The sequence below is a fragment of the Streptomyces mutomycini genome, from assembly GCF_001700505.1.
Classification (GTDB): Bacteria; Actinomycetota; Actinomycetes; order Streptomycetales; family Streptomycetaceae; genus Streptomyces; species Streptomyces mutomycini.
In genome coordinates this window covers 1-23,137 of sequence record NZ_MAPV01000096.1, presented here as the reverse complement: position 1 = coordinate 23,137, position 23,137 = coordinate 1, and the positions used below count along the sequence as shown (strand labels likewise).

The 23,137-nt window shown below is 69.0% G+C and carries 15 protein-coding genes; 2 read left to right on the top strand and 13 right to left on the bottom strand.

What is annotated here, in order from left to right; translation table 11 throughout:
* Positions 1 to 1,642, top strand: a 1,642-nt coding sequence (locus BFF76_RS15200) for a S9 family peptidase (protein ID WP_065848430.1), incomplete at its 5' end; no start/stop codon positions are given.
* Between the two features lie 6 nt (positions 1,643 to 1,648).
* Here BFF76_RS15200 and BFF76_RS15195 read toward each other — a convergent pair.
* The 13 genes from BFF76_RS15195 to BFF76_RS15135 form a co-directional block, all read right to left on the bottom strand.
* Positions 1,649 to 2,770: a hypothetical protein gene (locus BFF76_RS15195; RefSeq protein WP_065848429.1), complete on the bottom strand. Its 1,122-nt coding sequence runs from the start codon at positions 2,768 to 2,770 to the stop codon at positions 1,649 to 1,651.
* A gap of 216 nt (positions 2,771 to 2,986) precedes the next feature.
* A complete protein-coding gene (locus tag BFF76_RS15190; protein ID WP_244167284.1) occupies positions 2,987 to 4,255 on the bottom strand; it encodes an ABC transporter ATP-binding protein in 1,269 nt (422 codons plus the stop codon).
* The gene (locus tag BFF76_RS15185; RefSeq protein WP_065848428.1) at positions 4,245 to 5,222 is read right to left on the bottom strand and encodes an ABC transporter ATP-binding protein; all 978 of its coding nucleotides are present in this window, start codon (positions 5,220 to 5,222) and stop codon (positions 4,245 to 4,247) included. The genes BFF76_RS15190 and BFF76_RS15185 overlap by 11 nt, the downstream gene beginning before the upstream one ends.
* Before the next feature lie 13 nt (positions 5,223 to 5,235).
* Positions 5,236 to 6,228: an ABC transporter permease gene (locus BFF76_RS15180; protein WP_031091682.1), complete on the bottom strand. Its 993-nt coding sequence runs from the start codon at positions 6,226 to 6,228 to the stop codon at positions 5,236 to 5,238.
* Positions 6,221 to 7,144, bottom strand: coding sequence for an ABC transporter permease (locus tag BFF76_RS15175; RefSeq protein ID WP_031091683.1), 924 nt, complete (start codon positions 7,142 to 7,144; stop codon positions 6,221 to 6,223). Before BFF76_RS15175 ends, BFF76_RS15180 begins: the two co-directional genes overlap by 8 nt.
* 151 nt (positions 7,145 to 7,295) lie before the next feature.
* On the bottom strand, positions 7,296 to 8,924 hold the full coding sequence (locus tag BFF76_RS15170) for a peptide ABC transporter substrate-binding protein (protein ID WP_053930397.1): 1,629 nt from the start codon (positions 8,922 to 8,924) through the stop codon (positions 7,296 to 7,298).
* A 201-nt stretch (positions 8,925 to 9,125) separates the two neighbouring features.
* On the bottom strand, positions 9,126 to 10,244 hold the full coding sequence (locus BFF76_RS15165) for an ABC transporter ATP-binding protein (protein ID WP_031091685.1): 1,119 nt from the start codon (positions 10,242 to 10,244) through the stop codon (positions 9,126 to 9,128).
* 15 nt (positions 10,245 to 10,259) lie between these two features.
* Positions 10,260 to 11,321, bottom strand: a complete 1,062-nt coding sequence (locus tag BFF76_RS15160; protein WP_031091686.1) for an ABC transporter ATP-binding protein — start codon at positions 11,319 to 11,321, stop codon at positions 10,260 to 10,262.
* A 10-nt stretch (positions 11,322 to 11,331) separates the two neighbouring features.
* Positions 11,332 to 12,309 carry an ABC transporter permease gene (locus tag BFF76_RS15155; RefSeq protein ID WP_031091687.1) on the bottom strand — a complete coding sequence of 326 codons (978 nt, stop codon included), beginning with the start codon at positions 12,307 to 12,309 and terminating at the stop codon, positions 11,332 to 11,334.
* Between the two features lie 102 nt (positions 12,310 to 12,411).
* On the bottom strand, positions 12,412 to 14,208 hold the full coding sequence (locus tag BFF76_RS15150; protein WP_031091688.1) for an ABC transporter substrate-binding protein: 1,797 nt from the start codon (positions 14,206 to 14,208) through the stop codon (positions 12,412 to 12,414).
* A 100-nt stretch (positions 14,209 to 14,308) separates the two neighbouring features.
* On the bottom strand, positions 14,309 to 15,346 hold the full coding sequence (locus BFF76_RS15145; protein WP_031091689.1) for an ABC transporter permease: 1,038 nt from the start codon (positions 15,344 to 15,346) through the stop codon (positions 14,309 to 14,311).
* Positions 15,347 to 16,372: 1,026 nt separating this feature from the next.
* Positions 16,373 to 18,247 (bottom strand): translational GTPase TypA, encoded by a 1,875-nt coding sequence (gene typA, locus BFF76_RS15140; RefSeq protein WP_031091690.1) that lies wholly within the window; start codon positions 18,245 to 18,247, stop codon positions 16,373 to 16,375.
* A 335-nt stretch (positions 18,248 to 18,582) separates the two neighbouring features.
* The gene (locus BFF76_RS15135) at positions 18,583 to 20,817 is read right to left on the bottom strand and encodes an ABC transporter family substrate-binding protein (RefSeq protein WP_065848427.1); all 2,235 of its coding nucleotides are present in this window, start codon (positions 20,815 to 20,817) and stop codon (positions 18,583 to 18,585) included.
* A 352-nt stretch (positions 20,818 to 21,169) separates the two neighbouring features.
* Here BFF76_RS15135 and BFF76_RS15130 point away from each other — a divergent pair.
* On the top strand, positions 21,170 to 23,137 hold a 1,968-nt coding region (locus tag BFF76_RS15130; RefSeq protein ID WP_065848426.1), incomplete at its 3' end, for a TPM domain-containing protein.

Below are 23,137 nucleotides of genomic sequence, written 5' to 3'. Positions count from 1 at the left end.
CGGCGACCGGCCGGTCGCCGAACCGGAGGACGCCCACACCTCCTACGGCCTGGCGGAGTTCGTCGCGGCCGAGGAGATGGGCCGCTACCGCGGTTTCTGGTGGTCGCCGGACTCGGACCGCCTGCTGGTCGCCCGGGTCGACGACAGCGCCGTACAGCGGTGGTGGATCGCCGATCCCGCACACCCCGGGAACAAGCCCGCGGAGGTGCGCTATCCGGCGGCGGGGACGGCCGACGCCGAGGTGCGGCTCTTCCTGACGGATCTGGACGGGAACCGCACGGAGGTCCTCTGGGACCGGTCCCGCTTTCCCTATCTGGCGCGGGTGCACTGGTCCTCGCACGGCGCCCCGCTGTTGCTGGTGCAGGCCCGTGACCAGCGCAGCCAGCGGTATCTGGCCGTCGACACGGAGAGCGGCGCGACCCGCACGGTGCATGTCGACGAGGACGACGTGTGGCTCGACCTCTTCTCCGGAGTGCCCGCCTGGGCGCCCGACGGGCGTCTCGTACGGGTCGCCGACGAGGGGGGCGCACGGGTCCTCTCGGTCGGTGACCGGCCTCTGACCGGCGGCCAGCTGCACATCCAGTCGGTCCTGGACATCGGGGCGTCGGACATCCTGGTGCAGGCGACCGCGGGCGAGGACGCCGCCGACCCGGAGACCGGCCAGAGCCATGTGTACCGGGTCAACGAGCTGGGCGTGGAGCGCGTCAGCGAGGGCGCGGGGGTGCACTCCGCGGTGCGCGCGGGCGGCGTGACGGTGCTGGTGTCGGCGTCCCTGGAGTACCCCGGGACGGCCGTACAGGTGCTGCGGGACGGAAAGAGGGTCGCCACCGTGGCCAGTCTCGCACAGGAGCCGGTCCTGACCGCGAGGGTCCAGCTGACGGAGGGGGGCGCACGGCGGATCCCGTGCGCCGTGCTGCTCCCCACCGGCTACAAAGAATCCGACGGCCCGCTTCCGGTCCTGATGGATCCCTACGGCGGCCCGCACGGCCGCCGGGTGGTCGCCGCCCACAATCCGCACCTCACGTCCCAGTGGTTCGCCGACCACGGTTTCGCCGTGGTCGTCGCGGACGGCCGGGGCGCGCCGGGACGTTCGCCCGGCTGGGAGAAGGCGGTACGGGACGACTTCACCCTGACGCTCGACGACCAGGTCGAGGCGCTGCACGCGCTGGCCGGCCGCTTCCCCCTGGACCTCTCGAAGGTGGCGATGCGCGGCTGGTCGTACGGCGGCTATCTCTCCGCGCTCGCGGTACTGCGGCGCCCCGACGTCTTCCACGCGGCCGTGGTCGGCGCACCGGTGACGGACTGGCGGCTCTACGACACCCACTACACCGAGCGCTATCTCGGCGACCCGGCGAAGCAGCCCGAGGTGTACGCCCGCAACTCCCTGGTGACCGACGAGGGGCTGTCCGAACCGGCCGGCCAGGTGCGGCCCATGATGATCGTCCACGGCATCGCCGACGACAACGTGGTGGTCGCCCACGCGCTGCGGCTCTCGTCCGCCCTGCTGTCCGCCGGACGCCCTCACGAGGTGCTGCCGCTGAGCGGGGTGACGCACATGACCCCGCAGGAGCAGGTGGCCGAGAATCTGCTGCTGCTCCAGGTGGACTTCCTCAGGCGGTCCCTGGGGCTGCCCCGGCCGTAGGCCGCGTCACCAGCCGGGCGGCGGGGACGCGGGCGGCGGCGGGGTACCTCCGCCGCCGCTCTGCGGATAGCCGTAGCCGGGCGCCCCTCCCTGCGGGTAGCCCTGGCCGGGCGCCCCTCCCTGCGGGTAGCCGTAACCGGGCGCCCCTCCCCGCGGGTAGCCGTACCCCGTGGCTCCGCCCTGCGGGTAGCCGTAGCCGCCGTACCCCTGGCCCTGTCCTTCGGTGTTCTCGGAACCCCCGCGCGCCAGGACGAGCAGCGCTGTCGCCCCGGCGCAGGCGAGGAGGAAAGAGGTGAGGATGACGAACTTCTGCTCGGTCGGCACCTCGCCGAAGTGTTCAAGCCACCCGTGGTGAAGAGCCCGGGCAATCCCGCAGCCGCCGGCGACCAGCAGGAATCCGGCGGCGGTCATGCCGAGCGGGCGCGAGTGGACGGCGCGGAGGAGGGCGGCCCACGCCACCACCAGGCAGACCGCCCCGAGTGCCACGCTGCTCCAGCCGGGCGGCGTGGCGGTCAGCCCGAGCGTGAGGGCCTCCCCGCCGATGAACCAGCCGGGATAGACCTGGTCGGGCAGCGTGAAGAGCTGGCGGACCTCCCAGGCGATCATGACGGCCCCCGAGGCGCCGAGGACCAGGAAGGCCGTGACCCCGGCCCCACGTCCGGGCCGGGTGGGCCGCGGCTCGTAGGAGTCCTCGGGCTGTCTGCGGCCGGCGGCTCCGGTGATGACGAGCGCGAGGCCCGCGGCGAGGGTGACGAAGGTGCCGACGAGGGCGCGCGTGCGCAGCTCGTCGCTGAACCGCCCGTCCATCCAGGACGAGCCGATGGTCCAGACGCCCGGCAGCCGCAGGAGGAGTGTGACCAGTCCGGTGGTGACCAGCGCGGACGCGGCGACCGAGGAGCGCAGCGCGGCGATCAGGGCGATGACGTACACGACGAGCAGCACGGGATCGGACTGCAGGGTGGCAGGCAGCTCCCTCGGCCATCCGTCCATGTAGCCGGCCCAGTAGCGCAGCAGGGCGAGCGGATCGCCGACGGCGCGGAGATCCCGCACGATCCAGCCCGCGACCACGGCCGCGAGCACGGCGCAGAGCACAGCTCCGGTGATTCTGGCTCCCCGTGTGAGTATCACCCCAGCGATACTCCACCGCGGTCCGCCGATGGACAAGAGGACCTGTGGGGCGGGACGGGAACGGGAAACCGGCCGGGGCGACGTGATGAACGCCCCGGCCGGTTCACGGCACCCGCACGGCCGTACGCTCTTCATGGTGGGACGTTCGTATATCGGTGCAGCGACGATCAAGTTGCCTCTGTGTTAACGGATCTGAGGGCCTTTTATCGTTCTTTTTCAGCCGAGACCGGGCCCCTCGGCGCTCCGGTCGTCCCTGCCCGGTGACGGGGACGGTGGTGGTCCCTCGTCGCTCGGTGACGAGGACGAGAACGGGGACGAGGACGGGGACGACGGCCCCTCGTCCTCTGCCGGCGTCTCCCGCAGTCCTTCGTGCGGCACCACCTGCTTCTCCTCGGCGAAGTGGCAGGCCGAGTCGTGCCGGGCCGGTGTCTCCGAGTCACGGAAGACCGCCGGCACGGCCAGCAGCGGCACCTCGAGCCGGCACCTCTCCTGCGCCTTCCAGCAGCGGGTGCGGAAGCGGCAGCCGGACGGGATGTTCGCCGGGGAGGGCACGTCACCGTGCAGGATGATCCGTTCGCGGTGCTCACGGGCCGTCGGGTCGGGCACCGGGACGGCCGACAGCAGCGCCTGGGTGTAGGGGTGCGTCGGGTGGTCGTAGATCTCCTCGTCCGTGCCGATCTCGACGATCCGGCCGAGGTACATGACGCCGACCCGGTCGGAGATGTGCCGGACGATGGACAGGTCGTGCGCGATGAACAGGAAGCTCAGGTCGAATTCGGCCTGCAGCCTGTCCAGCAGGTTGACGACCTGGGCCTGGACCGACACGTCGAGCGCGGAGACCGGTTCGTCCGCGACGATGATCTCGGGGTTGAGCGCGAGGCCGCGGGCGATCCCGATGCGCTGGCGCTGACCGCCGGAGAACTGGTGCGGATAGCGGTTGATGTACTCCGGGTTCAGACCGACGACGTCGAGCAGGTCCTGGACCTTCTGCCGGCGGCTCCCCTTGGGCGCCACCTCGGGGTGGATCTCGTAGGGCTCCCCGATGATGTCGCCGACCGTCATCCGCGGGTTCAGCGAGGTGTACGGGTCCTGGAACACCATCTGGATGTTGCGGCGTACGGCTCTCAGCGCGCGGCCGGACAGCTTCGTGACGTCCTCGCCCCTGTAGCGGATCACGCCCCCGGTGGGCGGCTCCAGGTGCACCAGCATCTTGGCGACGGTCGACTTGCCGCAGCCGGACTCCCCCACGATGCCGAGCGTCTCGCCGGCCGCCAGGTCGAAGTCCACCCCGTCGACGGCCTTGACCGCCCCGATCTGCTTCTTGAAGAGGATGCCCCGGGTCAGCGGGTAGTGCTTGACCAGGCCGCGCACCTCGAGGATCGGGTCGCCCTCGGCGTACGGCCGCTCACGGCCCGCCTCCCGTGCCTCGGAGAGCAGCGTGGAGCCCCCTGCGACGCCCTCGCGTCCCGTGTCCTCAGCGTTCATCGAGCGTCTCCTTCCAGAAGTGGCAGGCGCTCCGGCGTTCCTCGTCCACCGTGTAGAGCGGCGGGACGTCCGTACGGCACACGGCCTGGGCCATGGGGCAGCGCGGGTGGAAGGCGCAGCCGGGTGGGATGTGGAGCAGGTTGGGCGGCAGTCCCTTGACCGCGTACAGCTCCTGGCCCTTCTGGTCCAGACGCGGGATCGAGCGGAGCAGGCCCTTGGTGTACGGGTGGGCGGGCGCCTTGTAGATCTCGTGCACGGGCGAGGTCTCCACGATCCGGCCGGCGTACATCACCGCGATCCTGTCGGCGACGTCGGCGACCACTCCGAGGTCGTGGGTGATGAGGATGAGCCCCATGTTGAGCTCGCGCTGGAGCTCGGCGAGCAGGTCCATCACCTGGGCCTGGACGGTCACGTCGAGGGCTGTGGTGGGTTCGTCGGCGATGATCAGGGAGGGTTCGAGTGCCATCGCCATCGCGATCATGATGCGCTGGCGCATACCGCCGGAGAACTGGTGCGGGAAGTCACCGACGCGCTGCCGGGCGGCCGGGATGCGCACCCGGTCCATCAGCTCGATGGCCTTGACCTTGGCGTCGCCCCGGGACATCCCGCGGTGCACGACGAACATCTCGCCGAGCTGCTGGCCGACGCTCAGCACCGGATTCAGGGAGGACAGCGCGTCCTGGAAGATCATGGCCATCTCCTGGCCACGGATCCTGCGGCGTTCCTCCGGCTTGAGCTTCAGCAGGTCGCGGTCCCTGAAGAAGATCTCGCCCCCGCGGATCTTTCCCGGCGGCATGTCGAGGATCCCCATGATCGCCTGGGCGGTGACGGACTTGCCCGAACCGGACTCGCCGAGGACGGCGAGCGTCTCGCCCTCGGCCACCGAGTAGTTGACCCCGTTGACGGCCTTGGCCACCCCGTCCCGGGTGTGGAACTCCACGTGCAGATCGCGCACTTCGAGCAACATGGCAGCGGGCTCCTCAGCGCAGCTTGGGGTCGAGGGCGTCGCGCACCGCGTCGCCGAGCATGATGAACGCGAGCACGGTCACGGCCAGCGCGCCGGCGGGCCACAACAGCATATGCGGCGCGTTACGGACGTACTGGGAGGCGGCGGAGATGTCGATGCCCCAGGAGACAGCCGGCGGTTTCAGGCCGACACCGAGGTACGAGAGGGTCGCCTCCAGCGAGATGAACGTCCCCAGGGCGATGGTCGCGACGACGATGACGGGGGCGATGGCGTTGGGCGCGATGTGGCGCAGCATCATCCGCGAGTTCGAGGCGCCCAGTGCCCTGGCGGCCTGGACGTAGTCGTTCTGCTTGACGGTGATGACGGAGCCCCGTGCGATACGGGCGATCTGGGGCCAGCCCAGCAGCACGATGAAGCCGATCACGGGCCAGACGGTGGAGCTGGCGACGACGGACAGGAAGACCAGTCCGCCGAGGACCACCGGGATGCCGAAGAAGATGTCCGTGATGCGGGAGAGCACGGCGTCCCATCCCCCGCCGAAGAAACCGGCGAGACCGCCCAGCACGCCGCCGAGCAGCGAGACCCCGAGGGTGGACAGGACGCCGACGGCCACCGAGGTGCGCGCGCCGTAGACGGTGCGGGTGTAGACGTCGCAGCCCTGCCCGTCGAAGCCGAAGGGGTGTCCGGGCCGGGAGCCCTCCTGGGCCTTGGCCAGGTCGCAGTTGAGCGGGTCCTGGTCCGCGATCAGGGACGGCCAGATCGAGATGACCACCAGGAAGAGGATGATCAGTCCGGAGACGATGAACACCGGGTTGCGGCGCAGGTCCCGCCAGGCGTCGGACCACAGGCTGCGCGGCTTGCCCGCGGGCCCGGTGCCTTCCGGGCCGCCTGGCGTCTTCTCCAGCGTCGTGCCCTCGTCCACGGCGAGGTCCATGGCCCCGCCGGCCCCGGCCCCGGAGATCGCTCCGCTGCCCGTCGTCTCGTCCCACGGCTTCTGCTCAGGCATAGCGGATCCTCGGGTCGAGTACGGCGTACAGGAGGTCGACGATCAGGTTCGCCGCCAGGAAGACGAGGACGAGGACGGTGACGAACCCGACGACGGTCTGGGAGTTCTGGCGCAGGATGCCCTGGTAGAGCTGGTAGCCGACCCCGTGGATGTTGAAGATGCGCTCGGTGACGATCGCCCCGCCCATCAGGGCGCCCACATCGGTACCGATGAAGGTGACGACGGGGATGAGGGAGTTGCGCAGCAGGTGCCGCACGACCACCCGGCGCCGGGGCAGGCCCTTGGCGACGGCGGTGCGGACGTAGTCGGCGCGGGCGTTCTCGGCGATCGAGGTCCGGGTGAGCCGGGTGACGTAGGCCAGGGAGACGGAGGCCAGGACGAGTCCGGGCACGATGAGTTCGTCGAGCGGCGCCTCGGATGAGACGGACGGCTTGATGATGCCCCACTCCACACCGAGGAGGAGCTGGAGCAGGAGGCCGGTGACGAACGTCGGTACGGCGATGACGACCAGGGTCAGGATCAGCACCCCGGTGTCGACGGGCCGGCCGCGGCGCAGTCCGGTGACGACGCCGAGGCTGATGCCGATGACGATCTCGAACACGATCGCGACGACGGTGAGCCGGATGGTGATGGGGAAGGCTGTGGCCATCAGCTCCGTGACCTTCTGCCCGTTGAAGGCAGTGCCGAAGTCACCGGTGAAGATGTTCCCCATGTAGGACAGGTACTGATGCCAGACCGACTTGTCGAGGCCGAACTCGGCACGCAGCTGGGCGGCGGTCGCGGGGTCGCACTGGCGGTCGCCGCAGAGGCCCGCGATGGGGTCGCCCATCACGTACACCATGAGGAAGATCAGCAGCGTGGTGCCGAAGAAGACGGGGATCATCTGCAGCAGCCGCCGGATCACATAACGTCCCATGAGGGGCTCCGGGGGTCGAGGGGGTGTCTTGCCGGTCAGGCACCGCTCCTGATCCGGCCTGACCGGCAGGACACCCCTGGGCGAACGGGCGGACGGACCGGAAAGCCGGGGGCCGGTGCGGGACGCCGCACCGGCCCCCGGCTTCAGGGGGTCACTTGACCTTGATCTGGTCGTACACCGGGACGCTGAAGGGGTTCAGCGAGACGTTCTCGACCCTGTCCGAATAGCCCGCGCTGCCGTTCTGGTACCAGAGCGGGATGACGGGCATCTGCTCGACGAGGACCTTCTCGGCGTCCTGGAACGTGGTGACCGCCTTGGCCTTGTCGCTCTCCGCGTTGGCCTTGTCGACCAGGTCGTCGAACTTCTGGTCGCTCCACTTGCCGTCGTTGGACGGGGCGTTGGTGTAGTAGAGCGGCTGCAGGAAGTTCTGGATGAGCGGGTAGTCCATCTGCCAGCCCGCGCGCCAGGCTCCGGTCAGCTTCTGGGTGGAGACCTGACTGCGGAAGTCGGCGAAGGTGCCGACGGGCCCGCCGACGCACGCCTTGTTGTTCCCCATGACGTTGTTGATGCTGTTGCAGACCGCGTCGACCCACTCCTTGTGGGAGCCGGTGTCGGCGTTGTACGAGATCTTGAGCTGTCCGCCGGGGATGCCGCCGCCCTCCTCGATCAGCTTCTTGGCCTCCGCCTTGTCGTACTCGCACGCGGAGCCGCACAGGCCCTCCTTGAAACCGCCTTCCTCGCCGAGGACCGGTGAGGTCCAGTCGGATGCGGGGGTACGGGTCTTCTGGAAGATCTGGTCGGTGATCTGGTCGCGGTTGATCGCCATCGACAGGCCCTTGCGGACCTTGACCGCGTCGGGGGTGTCCCAGACCTTCTCGTAGAACGGGAAGGAGAGCGTCTGGATGATGCCGGCGGGTGTGTTGATGTACCGGTCGCCCAGGTCCGCCTTCACGTTCTTGAGCTGCGAGGCCGGCACGTCGTCGACCAGGTCGAGGTTTCCCGCGGTCAGGTCGGTGTAGGCGGTGTTGTTGTCGGTGTAGACCTTGAGGTCGATGCCGCCGTTCTGCGCCTTGTCCGCGCCGGGGTAGTCGTCCCACCTGCGCAGGTTCATCGACGAGCCCTTGGCGTACTCCTCGATGGTGTAGGGACCGTTGCCGACCGGCTTGGAGAGCCAGGCGTCGTGATCGGTGTAGAAGACCTTGGGCAGCGGCACGAAGGCCGCGTAGCCGAGGGTGTCGGGCCAGAGCGAGAACTTCTGCGACAGCTTGGCCGTGAAGGTCGTGCCGTTGACCACCTTGAGGCCGGAGAGGGTGGCGGCGGACGCGCTGCCGGACTCGGGATGGACCTTGTCGTAGCCGTCGATGTACTGGAAGAAGTAGGCGTTCTTCTGGTTGTTCTTCAGCGCGGCACCGTAGTTCCACGCGTCGACGAAGGACTTCGCGGTGACCTTCTCACCGTTGCTGAAGGTCCAGTTGTCCTTGATCGTGATGGTGAAGTTCTGCGAGTCCTTCGACTCGATCTTCTCGGCGATCTCGTTCTGGGCCTCGCCGGTCTTGGGGTCGTACCGGACGAGTCCGCGGAAGACCATGTCGAGGACCTTGCCGCCCTGCACCTCGTTGGTGTTAGCCGGCTCCAGCGGGTTCTGCGGATCGCCCCAGGAGGAGCTCACGATCCCGTCGGCGCCACCGCCGCCACCGCTGTCCCCGCCGCCGCAGGCCGTGGCCGTCAGGGCGACGGCTGCGGCGCATACGGCCCACCTGGCTCGTGTGGCTCCGCGCATGGAGTGCCTCCTAGGGTCCCTTGATTACTCAATGCCCCATATCACCCCATCAGCTATTCCGTCGCATGTTCACCGCGGCCGTCCGTGGCGGCCGGGCCCCGTGCTCCGGGGGAGCTGCTCCGACGGCCTCCGGAAACACGTCCGGGGGGCCGGGACGCCTGAAGCGTCCCGGCCCCCCGGACCTGCGGCCGGAGTCTGCGGCTACTCGGTGTCCGCCGTCTTCTCGAGCTGCGCGAGCGCGGGGTCGAGAACGATGTCCGCGCCGGTCTTCTCGGTCGTCGGGTCCTCCGGGAAGTGGCAGGCCGTCAGGTGACCCTCGCGGTTGCCGGAGATCTGGACCAGCGGCGGCTCATCCGTCGCACACTTGTCCTGGGCCTTCCAGCAACGGGTACGGAAGCGGCAGCCCGACGGCGGATTGACGGGCGAGGGCACGTCACCCTCGAGCCGGATCCGCTCCTTGCTCGCGCTGTCCACGTCCGCCTCGGGCACGGCCGACAGCAGGGCGTGGGTGTAGGGGTGCCTGGGCCGGTTGTACAGGGAGTCGCGGTCGGCGACCTCCACCACCTTGCCCAGGTACATCACGGCCACCCGCTCCGAGAAGTGCCGGACGATGGCCAGGTCGTGGGCGATGAAGACGAAGGCGATGCCCATCTCCCGCTGGACCTTCTGCAGGAGGTTCACCACCTGCGCCTGGATGGAGACGTCCAGGGCCGATACCGGCTCGTCCGCCACGATCAGCTTCGGCTGGAGCGCGAGGGCGCGCGCCACCCCGATGCGCTGGCGCTGGCCGCCGGAGAACTCGTGCGGGAACCGGTTGTAGTGCTCGGGGTTCAGCCCGACGAGTTCCAGCAGTTCCCGCACCCGGTTCTCCCGGCCACCGGACGGGTTGACGCCGTTGACCTCCATCGGGCTCTTGATGATGGTGCCGACGGTCTGCCGCGGGTTCAGCGACGAGTACGGGTCCTGGAAGATCATCTGGATCTCGGACCGGATCGGGGCCAGCTGCCGGCGGCCGGCGTGGGTGATGTCCTGGCCCCGGTAGGTGATCTTCCCGCCGGTCGGCTCCAGCAGGCGGGTCATCATCCTTCCGGTGGTCGACTTACCGCAGCCGGACTCGCCGACGAGGCCGAGGCTCTCGCCCTCGTACACCGAGAGGTCGATGCCGTCGACGGCCTTGACGGCGCCGACCTGACGCTTGAAAGGGAAGCCTCCGTAGATCGGGAAATGCATGGCCATGCCCTCGACCGAGAGCAGTTCGCGGCGTTCACGAACACCGTCCGAGGAACCCTGCTGTTCAGGCAGAGTGACGTTTTCACTCATGTCTCTGCGTCTCTCCTAGCCCAGCCGGGGCTTGATGTCGTCGATGAAGATCGTGCGCTTCTGCTCCGGCGTCAAGTGGCAGGCTGCCGCCCGGCCTTCGGCCAGCAACGGCCGCTCACCGCTGCACCGCTCCCCGTCGACCTTCTCGGTGAAGGCGCAACGCGGGTGGAACGGGCAGCCCGAAGGCGGGTTGAGAAGGCTCGGAGGCGAGCCGGGGATCGGCATGAGCGCCTCGTTGATGTCACCGCCCAGACGCGGCATCGAGCTCAGCAGGCCCCAGGTGTAGGGGTGCTTGGGCTGCTGGAGCACCTCGCGGACGGTGCCGCGCTCGACGGCCCTGCCCGCGTACATCACCAGCAGGTCGTCCGCCATGTTGGCGATGACCCCGAGGTCGTGGGTGATGAAGATGATCGCGGAGCCGAACTCCTGCTGCAGGTCCTTGAGCAGGTCGAGGATCTGCGCCTGCACCGTCACGTCGAGCGCGGTGGTCGGCTCGTCCGCGATCAGCAGATCGGGGTTGCACATCAGCGACATGGCGATCATGGCGCGCTGGCGCATACCACCGGAGAACTGGTGCGGGTAGTCGTCGAAGCGCAGGGCGGGCTGCGGGATACCGACCTTGGTCAGCATCTCGATGGCCCTGGCCTTGGCCTCCTTGCGCGAGGCACCCGTGTGCTTGCGGAACGGCTCGGCGAGCTGTCTTCCGACGGTGTAGTACGGCGAGAGCGCCGTCAGGGGGTCCTGGAAGATCATCGCGGCCCGGTTGCCGCGGATCCGCTCCATCTCCTTCTCGGAGGCCGCGATCAGGTTCTTGCCGTCCAGCAGGATCTCTCCCGTGACGCTCGAACTCTGGGGGTTGTGCAGCCCGAGAACGGCCAGGTTGGTCACGGACTTGCCGGAACCCGACTCACCCACGATGCCGAGCGTCTTGCCCCGCTCGACATCGAAAGAGAGCCCGTCTACCGCCTTGACGACGCCGTCCTCGGTGGAGAACCGCACCCGCAGGTCGCGTACCGAGAGGAAGGCCTCCGGCCCGGTCGGGGCCGGTGTGTCTTCGGTCTTGGTCAGTGTGGTCACGGTCGTTCTCCTAGGCGAGGCGCACGCGCGGGTCGATGTAGGCGTATGCGAGGTCGACGATGATGTTCAGGACGAGGATGAAGAAGGCTCCGAACAGCATCACCCCCATGGTCACCGGAAGGTCCTTGGTCAGCGAGGACTCCACGGCGAGACGCCCGATGCCCGCGAGGTCGAAGGTGAACTCGGTGACCACACCACCGGCGAGGAGTCCGCTGAGGTCCATGCCGAGGATGGTGACGATCGGGGCGAGCGAACCTCGCCAGGCGTAGCGGAAGAAGACGTACCGCTGCGGCATGCCCTTGGCGCGCGCGGTGCGGACGTGCTCTTCCTGGAGCTGCTCGATCATCGTGGAGCGCGACATACGCGTGTACTGGGCCGTGAAGATCGTCGCCATGACGGCCCACGGGATCAGCAGGGCGACGGCCCAGTCGACCGGGTTGTCGAGGAACGGGACGTACTTCGGGTTCTCCATCCAGCCGGTGCTGTAGACGAAGAGGCCGAGGACGATCGGACCGAGGAAGTAGATCTGGAACGAGCTGAGCACCATCGAGGCGCCACTGACAGCCTTGTCCAGGGCGGTACCGCGCTTCCAGGCCGCGAGCAGACCCGAGCCGAGGCCGATCACCAGGAAGATCACCAGGGCGCCGACGGTCAGCGACAGCGTCAGCGGGAACCGGTCCATGATCGAGTCCCACACGAAGTCGCCCGTGCTGAAGGACTGTCCCAGGCACGGTGCCGCGCAGTGTCCGACGGCGAAGTCACGGCCGGCGACGATACCGCGCATGAACTCCCAGAACTGCGTGGTGATGGGCTTGTCCAGGCCGAGGTTCTCACGGATGACCGCAATGTTCTCCGGCGAGCAGTTCTTGCCGCAGGAGAGCTGGGCGAAGTCCTGAGGGATTGTGTAGAACAGGAAGAACGTGAAGGCGCCGATCAGGAACATGATGACGACTGCGCCGGTCAACCTGCGGATGAGGAACTGAAGCATCGCGGGAGGCTGCTCTCTTCGGAAGCGGCGGGTTGTAAGGAGGGGTCCGTGGGGGTGCGCTCCGCCTGGCGCGCACCCCCACGGAGTAGCCGATCTGAGGTGTTACGGCTTCTTCAGGTACAGACGGTTGATGTCGATGTAGCTCGAGTTGGTGCTGTAGCGAGCGCCACCGATGTTGGAACCGAAGAGCTGGAGCTGCTTCGAGTAGTAGACCGGGGCGGCCGGGTTGATCTCCTCGACGATGCGCTTGTGCGCCTCTTCCCACTTCTTGGCCGCGGCCTCCGGCTCAAGGACCAGCGCCTCCTGGATGAGGCTGTTGACCTTGGAGTCGTTGATGTGGGAGTAGTTCGGCTGACCGTCGGCGACCAGGGTGCCGTCGTAGACCGGGGTGACGACGGTGGACTGGGAGGCCCAGTCCTGACCCCAACCGGTCATGTACAGGTCGAAGCCGTTGTCGACCTTGCCGATCTGCTCGTAGAAGGTCGCGCGGTCGATCTCCTTGGCCTGGACGTCGAAGCCGATCTTGGCCAGCGCGTCCTTGATGATGACCATCTGCTTCTGGCCACGCGGGGTGTTGGAGTAGGCGTAGGTGAGCTTCGTTCCCTTCGCGACACCCGCCTCCTTCAGCAGCGCCTTGGCCTTGGCCGGGTCACCGTTGGGCTTCTTCAGCTTGCCGAACGGGTCGTACGTCGCGTCGTAGCCCGGCAGGGTCGGCGCGAACAGACCGCCGGCCAGCTCGCCGCCGTACTTGCCGCCGTCAGCCTGGATCATGGACTGGTTCGGGATCGCGTAGGTGATCGCGTCCCGGACCTTCTTGTCCTTGAGGCGGTCCAGGTTGAAGCTCATCTGCCACACGTAGGGCTGGTAGCCCTTGATCGTGCGCTTGTTGACGGACGCGTCACGGATCACGGAGGACGTCTGGGCCGGGTCCACGGAGTCCGTGAACTGCATGGCGTTCTTCGCTTCGCCCTGGTCGGCGATCAGACGCTTGGTCTGGCTGGGCTGGTCGATCGTGGTGGTGAAGTCGTAACCGTCCACGTACTGGTGGCGGACGGAGTCCGTCTTCGGGTCCCAGTTGGTGTTCTTGACCAGCTTCAGGGACTTGCCGGACTTGTACTCGGCGATCTTGTACGGGCCAAGGGCCTTGGGGGCCTTGTCGTACTTCTCCTTGGTGTCCGCCTTCTCGGGAACGATGGCGTAACCGGCCATGGAGAGCGCCTGCGGCAGGTCCGGGCGGGGCTTGTCGAAGTTGAAGACGATCGTCTTCTCGTCCGGCGTCGACAGCACGCTGTCGGGCAGGTGCTTGCCCTTGTACGGGCCGTCCGGCAGCGCCTTGCGGTAGTCCGAGCCGGAGAGCCAGGTCTGGACGAAGGACGGGCCGTCGAAGATGACCTTCGAGTACTGACGCTCGAAGGTGTGACGGACGTCGGCCGAGGTGATGGCGTTGCCATCCTCGTCCTTGATGCCGTCCTTCAGCGTGTACGTCCAGGTCTTGCCGCCGTTGGAGGACTTGCCGGCGTCGGTGGCGATGTCACCGACGACCGTCAGGTTGCCCTTGTCGTCCTCCTGGTAGTTCGTCAGCTTGCGGTGGACCAGGTTGGCGAACTGGCCGGCGTCGCTCACGTAGATCTGACCCGGGTCCATGTGGGACAGGTCGGACTGCGTGTAGATGTTGATGGTGCCGCCGGGCTTGGCACCCGGGACCTCGGCCGCCGGGCCGTTCGACGCGGCAGCCTCGCCGTAGACGACAGGCTTCGACTGGGACGCGGCGTCCTTCTGGGACTTGGACTCGTCCTTTGCGTCCTTGCCACTGTCCTTCGAGCAGCCGGTGAGCGCCAGCGAGCCGGCAGCGGCTGCGACGACGATGACGCGTGCGGAACGCGATCGAATGGGATTCATGATGCTCTGTGCACCTACCTGTCGGTTGTTATCCAGAGAAGTGCTGCCTGACCGTCCGGTTGCCCGGTGCGAGGGCGGCAGCCACCCCCGCCCATGGACGTCACCGTCCGGTCTTGGGGTCGAACGCGTCCCGGACCGAGTCACCAAGGAGGTTGAAGCACAGAACGAAAACCACCATGGCGATGCCCGGGAAGAACATGAACGCCGGATCCTGCTCGTAGATCTCGGCGCCGATGGCGAACATCCGGCCCCAGTCCGGCGTCGGCTCGACGAAGCCGACACCGACGAAGGAGAGGAACGCGATGCTCAGGATGGAGCTGGGAAGGGTGTATGTGCCCTGCACCAGGATCGGGGTCACGATGTTCGGCAGGATCTCCTTGCGCACGATCCGCCAGCGCGAGGCGCCCGAGACCTTGGCCGCCTCCACGAACTCCCGCTCACGCAGGGAGAGCACGGAGCTGCGGACCAGACGGGCCATGCCCATCCAGCCGAGGAACCACATCACCAGGAGGATCGCGACGGCCCGCATGTACGTGGGCGTCTCGTCCGTCGGTGAGACGAACAGCGCGGTCACGACGGGCATGAAGGCGATGAAGAAGAGCTGGCTCGGGAAGGAGAGGAAGAAGTCGGTGGTCCGGCCGAGCCAGTAGTCGACCTTCCCTCCGAAGTACCCGCCCACCATGCCGATGATCACGCCCGTGAGGACGCTGAACACCGTCAGGATCAGGGCCATGTACAGCGACGTCCGCATGCCGTAGAGCAGCATGGTGAACACGTCCCGGCCCAGGTTCGGTTCGACACCGAACCAGAACTCCCCGGAGATTCCGCCGAAGGAGCCCGAGGGCATGGCGAAGTCGTCGAGCAGGAACGGGTAGTCCGGCTCCTGCGCGTAGAGCGTGTACGGGTCCTTGCCGTACAGGCTGGAGATCACCGGGGCGAGCGCCGCAATGACGAAGTAGAAGAGCACTACGACCGCGGTGATCATGCCGGTGCGGTCGCGCTTGAAGCGCATCCACATCAGCTGGCCCGGGGAGCGGCCGACGGGAGCGTCGGTCTCAACGGCCTTGCTCTTCGCCGGGGTCTCGTCGTCCAAGGCGACAGAGGCCGTGGCGTCCTCGGCCTCGATTGGACTGGTCATGATGCGTCCATTCACAAATGTCGGGTACCGGCGCCCGGTCAGGCCGCGCGGTTGAGTTCGGTTCACTCACTGCGTCATGCCTGCTGTGTGGCGGCCCCTCGGAGACGGCCGCATCCTGTGACCGGGTGCGGCAGCGCGACTGTCCGCCTGCAGGGCATTACCTCAGGACTCGACAGTCGAAGGAGCGCCAACAGGAGTGGGTTTCACTCCCGGGACGCGCGTAGAGCGAGTGGGACGGGCCGGAACGCCGTCAGACGTCGCCGGCCACAGGACCGGGTGAGCCGAGATGTACGAAACCGTGCGGGCGTGCCGTACCGGACGGCTCGACCGCGTTAATACCCAGAGCGGCGCACATGGGTTCCTCCTCGTGAGTCCACGTAAAACAGTTGCGGCACCTGCTCCCCGCCGACACCCCTGACGACGGGAAGAGGGACACACCGTGTGCTCGCGAGCCGACACCTTCGCAGTGCGTGACCCGTTGACCCGAGCTCAACTGAGCCAACTATTGAGCACACTCGGGCCGTAAACCACACTTAAAGGGTCTCGGTTTGACAACATCAGGAGACCCCGGATGGTCAAAATTCGGACAAAGTGATCCTAGACAGACACGCCCGAAACGGACCGTTAACACACGCTCCGGTGAACCGTGCACGATATCCGGACGCCCTGGGCGGGAAAAACGGGTTGCGCACCGGCGGGTGCGGAGTGGTCCGCCGGGACGCCCGAGCGCCCCGCCGGTCCGTCGGGACCGGGGGCCACCAGGAGCGCGCCTGCGTGACCGGGCGAGCGGCCGGCAGCGCCCCGTCCTGACGGCCGCCGGGTTGAGCGTCGTGCCGCTCCCGGCAGGGAGCCGCCGGCGCCGGCGTGCCCTCCGCCACCGCCCCGCAACGCCTCGCACCTCATCTCCGTTGCGTATGCGAATCCACAAGCCTGACGGCGGTGACACGCAAGGGAAAGGCCCGGCCCCCCACGCCGTACGTGGGGAGCCGGGCCTCAGCCGTACGCCCGTAGGGCGCTCCGGTCGGCTCAGCCGTTCTTGGCGCGCGAGGCCGTGCGGCCACGCTGCTTCGCGTCCAGGACGACCTTGCGGATGCGCACGGTCTCCGGGGTCACCTCGATGCACTCGTCCTCGCGGCAGAACTCCAGGGACTGCTCCAGCGAGAGCTTGCGGGCCGGGACCACGTTCTCCGTGGTGTCCGCGGACGCCGCACGCATGTTGGTGAGCTTCTTCTCCTTGGTGATGTTCACGTCCATGTCGTCGGCGCGGGAGTTCTCGCCGATGATCATGCCCTCGTAGACCTCGGTGCCGGCCTCGGTGAAGATGACACCGCGCTCCTGGAGATTGACCATCGCGAACGGCGTCACCGAGCCCGACCGGTCGGCGACCAGCGAGCCGTTGTGACGGGTGCGCAGCTCGCCGAACCACGGCTCGTGGCCCTCGAAGATGGAGTGCGCGATGCCCGTGCCGCGGGTCTGCGTCAGGAACTCCGTACGGAAGCCGATGAGGCCGCGGGACGGAACGATCCACTCCATGCGGACCCAGCCCGAACCGTGGTTCGTCATGGTCTCCATGCGGCCCTTGCGGGTCGCCATCAGCTGCGTGATGGCACCGAGGTGCTCCTCGGGCGAGTCGATGGTCATGCGCTCGATCGGCTCGTGCGTCTTGCCGTCGATCTGCTTGGTGACGACCTCCGGCTTGCCCACCGTCAGCTCGAAGCCCTCACGGCGCATCTGCTCGACGAGGATGGCCAGCGCGAGCTCACCACGGCCCTGGACCTCCCAGGCGTCCGGGCGCTCGGTGTCCAGGACGCGGAGCGAGACGTTACCGATGAGCTCGCGGTCCAGACGGTCCTTCACCTGGCGGGCGGTGACCTTGTGGCCCTTGCCGCCCTTGCCGACGAGCGGCGAGGTGTTCGTACCGATGGTCATCGAGATGGCGGGCTCGTCGACCGTGATCAGCGGGAGCGCGATCGGGTTCTCGGGGTCGGCCAGGGTCTCGCCGATCATGATGTCCGGGAAACCGGCGACGGCGCAGATGTCACCGGGGCCCGCCTTCTCGGCGGGCAGACGGGTGAGCGCCTCGGTCATCAGGAGCTCGGTGACACGGACGTTGGACACCGTGCCGTCGCGCTTGATCCACGCGACCGTCTGGCCCTTGCGCAGCTCGCCCTGCTCGACGCGGCAGAGCGCGATACGGCCGAGGAAGTTGTCGGCGTCCAGGTTGGTGACGTGGGCCTGCAGCGGGGCGGCCTCGTCGTACTCGGGGGCCGGGACCGTGGAGAGGATCGTCGTGAAGAACGGCTCCAGGCTGTCGCTGTCCGGCGGGACGGTGCCGTCCTCGGGCTTGGTCAGCGACGCGACGCCGTCACGGGCGCAGGCGAAGACGATCGGGAACTCGATCTGGTCCTCGTCGGCGTCCAGGTCCAGGAAGAGGTCGTAGGTCTCGTCGATGACCTCTGCGATCCGGGAGTCCGGACGGTCCGTCTTGTTGATGCAGAGAATGACCGGAAGCTTGGCGTCGAGCGCCTTGCGCAGGACGAAGCGGGTCTGGGGCAGCGGGCCCTCGGAGGCGTCTACGAGGAGGACGACCGCGTCCACCATCGACAGACCGCGCTCGACCTCGCCGCCGAAGTCGGCGTGGCCGGGGGTGTCGATGATGTTGATCGTGATCGGGTCCCCGCCGTCCTTGGGGTGATACTTCACCGCCGTGTTCTTGGCGAGGATCGTGATGCCCTTCTCACGCTCCAGGTCGTTCGAGTCCATCATGCGTTCGTCGAGGTTCTCGGCGGCGTGCGCGGCGAAGGCGCCCGCCTGCTTGAGCATGGCGTCGACCAGCGTGGTCTTGCCGTGGTCGACGTGGGCGACAATGGCTACGTTACGGATGTCGTGGCGCGTGGGCATGGGTGGCTTGCGCTTCTCTCGGATCGTGGGATCAGGCGTCTCAGTCGGTCTTCGAGTCCTCGTACGCCCGCCGGGCGGCACGCCACGGCTCGTCCAATGGTACGGGCCCGAGGGGCCCGGGGCTTCCCGGCCCGATCCGCACGACAGGACTACAGCCACAATTCAGACGATATTCAGACGGTATTGCGTCATCGCCCAGCCGGTGGAAGGCCGGACGGCAAGGGGTGTGAGAAGACGAGTCGGCCCGGGTCTGGGCGGACACCACCTTGCCCGCCGGGCCTCCGGCGGGCAAGGGAATTGAGCTGTATCTGAGCTTTGAACGTGGCCTTGACCTGCTACTTCTTCCGATTCGCGGTGGAACCTGCCGCTTGTCGCGCGGTGAATCCGATGTCCTCGTAGCGGGGTGCGGCGAAGCCGAAGGCGCCGACGTTCGCCAGCTTCTTGTCGACGGCGACCAGCTGTGGCCTCTGATACAGCGGAATCGATCCTGCGGCGGCCCAGATCCGGGCGTCCGCCTGCTTCAGCAGGTCCCTCGACGCGTTGGCGTCGAGCTCGGAGACCGCCCGGTCGAAGAGCTGGTCGATGTGGTCGGAGCCGACCCTGGTGTAGTTCTGCTCGACCAGCAGCGAGCCGTCGGAGGCGGGCTCCGGCTTGGCGAAGATCGGACGGCCGTCGGTCGCCGGGTAGGCGGTGGCGGGCCAGGAGTACAGCGCCAGGTCGTAGTCGCCGGACGCGATGTGGTCCTTGAAGTAGCTGTCGTCGTCGACCTTGGTGACCTGCGTGGTGATGCCGATCGAGTCGAGCATCTCGACGATCTTCTCCCCGACGGTGCGCAGCGACTGCGATCCGGGGCCCGAGGGCAGGACGAAGCGGAGGCTCAGGGGCTTGCCGGCCTTGCCGAGGCGGTCCTTGACCGAGGCGGGGGCCGGTGCGGGGGTCCCCGTGGGGGCGTAGGCGCCCCGGGCTCCGCCGGCCTGCTTGTCCTGGGCGGTGACCTCGCCGTCGCCGGCCGGGCCGTCGCCCGGCTTCTCGTCGCCGACGACGTACATCCCCTCGTCGTGGGACGCCTTGTCGTCCTTCTCGGCCTTCTCGGCCTTGTCCGTCTTCTCCGCCTTCTCGTCCTTCTCCTTCTGCTCGGCCTTGCCGGCCCTCCCCTTCTCCTCGGCCTCGCTGCCGGCCTTCGTGTCCTCGGTCCTGCGGACGGCGCCGCCCGGGGTCCATCCGGCGTCGGCCAGCAGCGCCCGGGCCTCCTTGGTGTCCTGTTCGCCGAGCGCGCCGCTGCTGTCCTTGTAGCCCGGCTGTCCGGCCAGGGCCAGGTGGCTGCCGGGCAGCTTCGCGGGCAGGCCGAGCGGCCCCAGCACCGCGTCGGCGAGTTCCTGCCGGTCCAGGGTCCGGGCGATGGCGCGGCGCACCCGGTCGTCGGAGAGGGGCCCGGACTCCCCGTTCAGCGCGAGTTGCGTGTAGGCGGGCTCCAGGGACTTGCGCACGGCGAAACCGTTCAGCGACTTCTGCTCGGCGGCGTACACCGCGATGGCTTCCCGGGTCTCCTCGCGGGCGGCCTGCGCCGCCTCGGCGGCCTCCTCGTCCGAGCCGTGGGCCAGCGCCCAGGACCGCAGGGCGGAGGCCGGGGTGCTGTCGGATCCCGGTCCATGTGCGGGCGGCCCGCCCTTGCCGCTGCGGTAGCGGGCCGCGAGGGCGATGCTGTTCGCCGTGGCCGGGTCGATGTCGGCGACGTCCACCGCGCCCTCGGTCAGCGCGTCGGTCCGGTCCTCCGGCTCGACCGCGCGGAAGACCAGGGATTCGAGTTTGGCCTCGTTGCCCCACCAGCGCGGGTTCCGGTCGAGCACGACCGACCCCTCGGGCTTGTTCACGCTGCGCAGCCGGAACGGTCCGGCGGTGTTCTCGAGGGTGGTCCGGGCGCCGTCGTTGAAGGTGCCCGGGGATCCGGTCACCTCCTTCGGGTACAGCGGTGAGAACAGCGAGCGCCAGTCGGCGTAGGGCTTGGAGAAGGTGACCCGGACCTGCAGATCGTCCTTGCCGCGCTCGATCTTCTCGATCCGCTCGTATCCCGCGTTGCGCGCGGTCCAGAAGGCCGAGTCCTTGCCGCTCAGCGCGCGCCACTGGGCGACGAAGTCGGGGGCGCCGATCTCGCGGCCGTCGCTCCACACGGCCTGCTGGTTGAGCTTGTAGAGGACGACCTGCTTGGGCTCCTGCCCGATGACCTTCGCCGACTCCAGGTAGTCGGGGTTGAGCCTGGGCTCCCCCTTCGCGTCCATGGGGAAGAGGGAGGGCAGCAGGGCGCCGGTGATCCGCGTGGTGGCGCTGTCGGCGTCGGCCTGGAATGCGTTGAGGGTGGCGGGCACCCCGTCGATCGCCCACGTGACGGTGGAGCCCTCGGTGACCCGGTCCCGGGAGGCCGGCGCGATGTCCTGCGGGGCGGCCACCGAGGTGGGGCCCTCGCTGTCCGAGGAACAGCCCGCCAGTACCGGGATCGTGAGCACACCTGTCGCCAGGAGCGCGACCGAGCGGCGCTTTCGGGCCGTCCCGCGTGGGACGCCGACGTGGGCCATGGCTGTTACCTCCGGGGCCGGCCCGGTCCACCCCGTACCGGAAGGGACCGGATGATGCGTACTGGTGGCATTTGCAGTTGATCAGACTTGTTCGCTGATCCACTGAACGCACGTGCACGCGCGGGAGGAGGCAGACGCGCCCGCTGCGGCCGCGGATATCACCCGCGCGGCCCCGCTCCGCCCGGACGGCGGTCAGCCCAGGAGTCCGGAGACTGCCAGGGGGCCGTGGTGGGGCGGGTGGGCCGGCCGGATCGGCGGACGGCGCGGAACTGGAGCCGCTGTTGCCGGGTCGCGGGCGACAGTGGGCGGACATAGCCTCCCAAATGTGACGCCGCCTGCGAGCCGTACCGGGATGTCCCGGCCTTCGATACCCGGCAGGATCCTTTTCGCTGCCCTCACAGCGCTGCTCTGGATCACCGGCCCGGGCACCCCGGGCGCCCGGGCCGAGGACCCCGTCACCCTGTCCCGCGAAGGGCAGATCACCGACAAGGTGGGGGCACTGGGCGACCGCGAGCCGCAGACCGAGGCCGCACTCGACCGCCTGTTCGAAGAGCAGCGGGTGCAGCTCTTCGTGGCGTACGTCCGTGACTTCTCCGGCCGCGACGCCCAGGCATGGACCGACGAGACCGCGAACCGCAACGGCCTGGGCCAGGAGGACGTGCTGCTGGCCGTGGCCACGCACGACCGGCAGTACGCCTACTCCGTGGACCAGGGGTCACGCCTCACGGACGCCCAGCTCCAGAACGTGGCGGACACGGCTGTCGAGGCGGCACTCCGGCAGAACGACTGGGCGGGAGCCGCGATCGGCGCCGCCGACGGCTACGCCGCGGTGCTGGCCGGGGACCCCGTCCCCGCCCCCGCCATCACGCCTGGCGCCGCGGACCCCGGTGCCGGTTCCGGCGACGGCGCCTCGGCCGGCCTGATCGTGCCCCTGGCCGTGGTCGTCGTCGCGGGGGCCGTCGCCGCCTTCGCCTTCACCCGCCGCAGACGCCGTACGAGGACCCGGACCACCCCGGCGGCGGGCGGCTGGGGCGGCGAGGCCGGGGCGAAGGCCGAACCGCCGGTCCCGCTGCCGGAGCTCGACGCGCGGGCGAAGGAGGACCTCGTCGACACGGACGACGCCGTGCGCACCAGCGAGGAGGAACTCGGCTTCGCGACGGCCCAGTTCGGCGAGGAGGCCGCAGCGGCGTTCGCCGAGGCGGTCCAGCACGCCAGGACCGGGCTGACCGAGGCCTTCCGGCTGCGGCAGCAGCTGGACGACGCCATTCCCGAGGACGACGCGACGCGGCGGCGGATGCTCGACGAGATCATCAGCCGCTGCACGGACGCCAATAGCCGCCTGGACGCCATGTCCGAGGACTTCGACCGGCTGCGCGCCCTCGAACAGACCGCCCCGCAGGCCGTGGCCACCGCCGAGACCACGTACCGCGAGCTGATCGCACGCGTCGCCGCCGCGGAGACGGCCATCCGCGCGATGCGGGACCGGTACGCGGAGACGGCGGTCGCTCCCGCCGCCGAGGACGTCGAACAGGCCAAGGACCGGCTGGTCTTCGCCACCTCCACCCTCAACCAGGCGCGCCAGGCCGTGGACAGCGACGACAACGCCCGCGCCGCGGTCCACGTCCGTGCCGCCGAGGGCGCGGTCGAGCAGGTGTCCACCCTCGTGGACGCGGTCGGCCGGCGGGCCGGGGAGCTGGCCGAGGCTGCGGACAGGCTGCCGGGCGCGCTCACCGAGACGGAGACGGACCTGGCCGACGCCGAAGGGCTGCTCGAAGGCACCCCGGAGGGTACGCCGACCGCGGATCTGCGGGGCCGGGTCGCCCGCGCAGAGACGGTGGTCGGTGCGGTGAAGGGCGAGCTCGGCTCGGGCACGTACGACCCGGTCGACGCGCTGCGCAGGGTGGAGGACGCCGACGCCGCGCTGGACGAGGCGCTCGCCGGGGCCCGTGAGCAGGAGCAGGGCGGCCGACGGGCGCGTTCGCTGCTCGACGGGGCGATGCTCACCGCACGGGCGGCGATCGGTGCCGCCGCGGACTACATCAGCACCAACCGGGGCGCGGTCGGCAGCCAGGCGCGCACCCGGCTCGCGGAGGCCCAGCGGCGGTGGGAGAGCGCCGGGCGGCTGTCCGAGGCGGACGACCCCCGGGGCGCCCTGGCCGAGGCACAGCGGGCGGACTCCCTGGCCACCCAGGCGAGGAGCCTGGCCGAGCAGGACGTGGGCGGCTATCACGACCGGAGCGGTTTCGGCGGCCCGCGCGGCGGAGGCGGGACGAGCGGCGCCGTGCTGGGCGGCATCATCCTCGGCGGCCTGCTCGGCGGC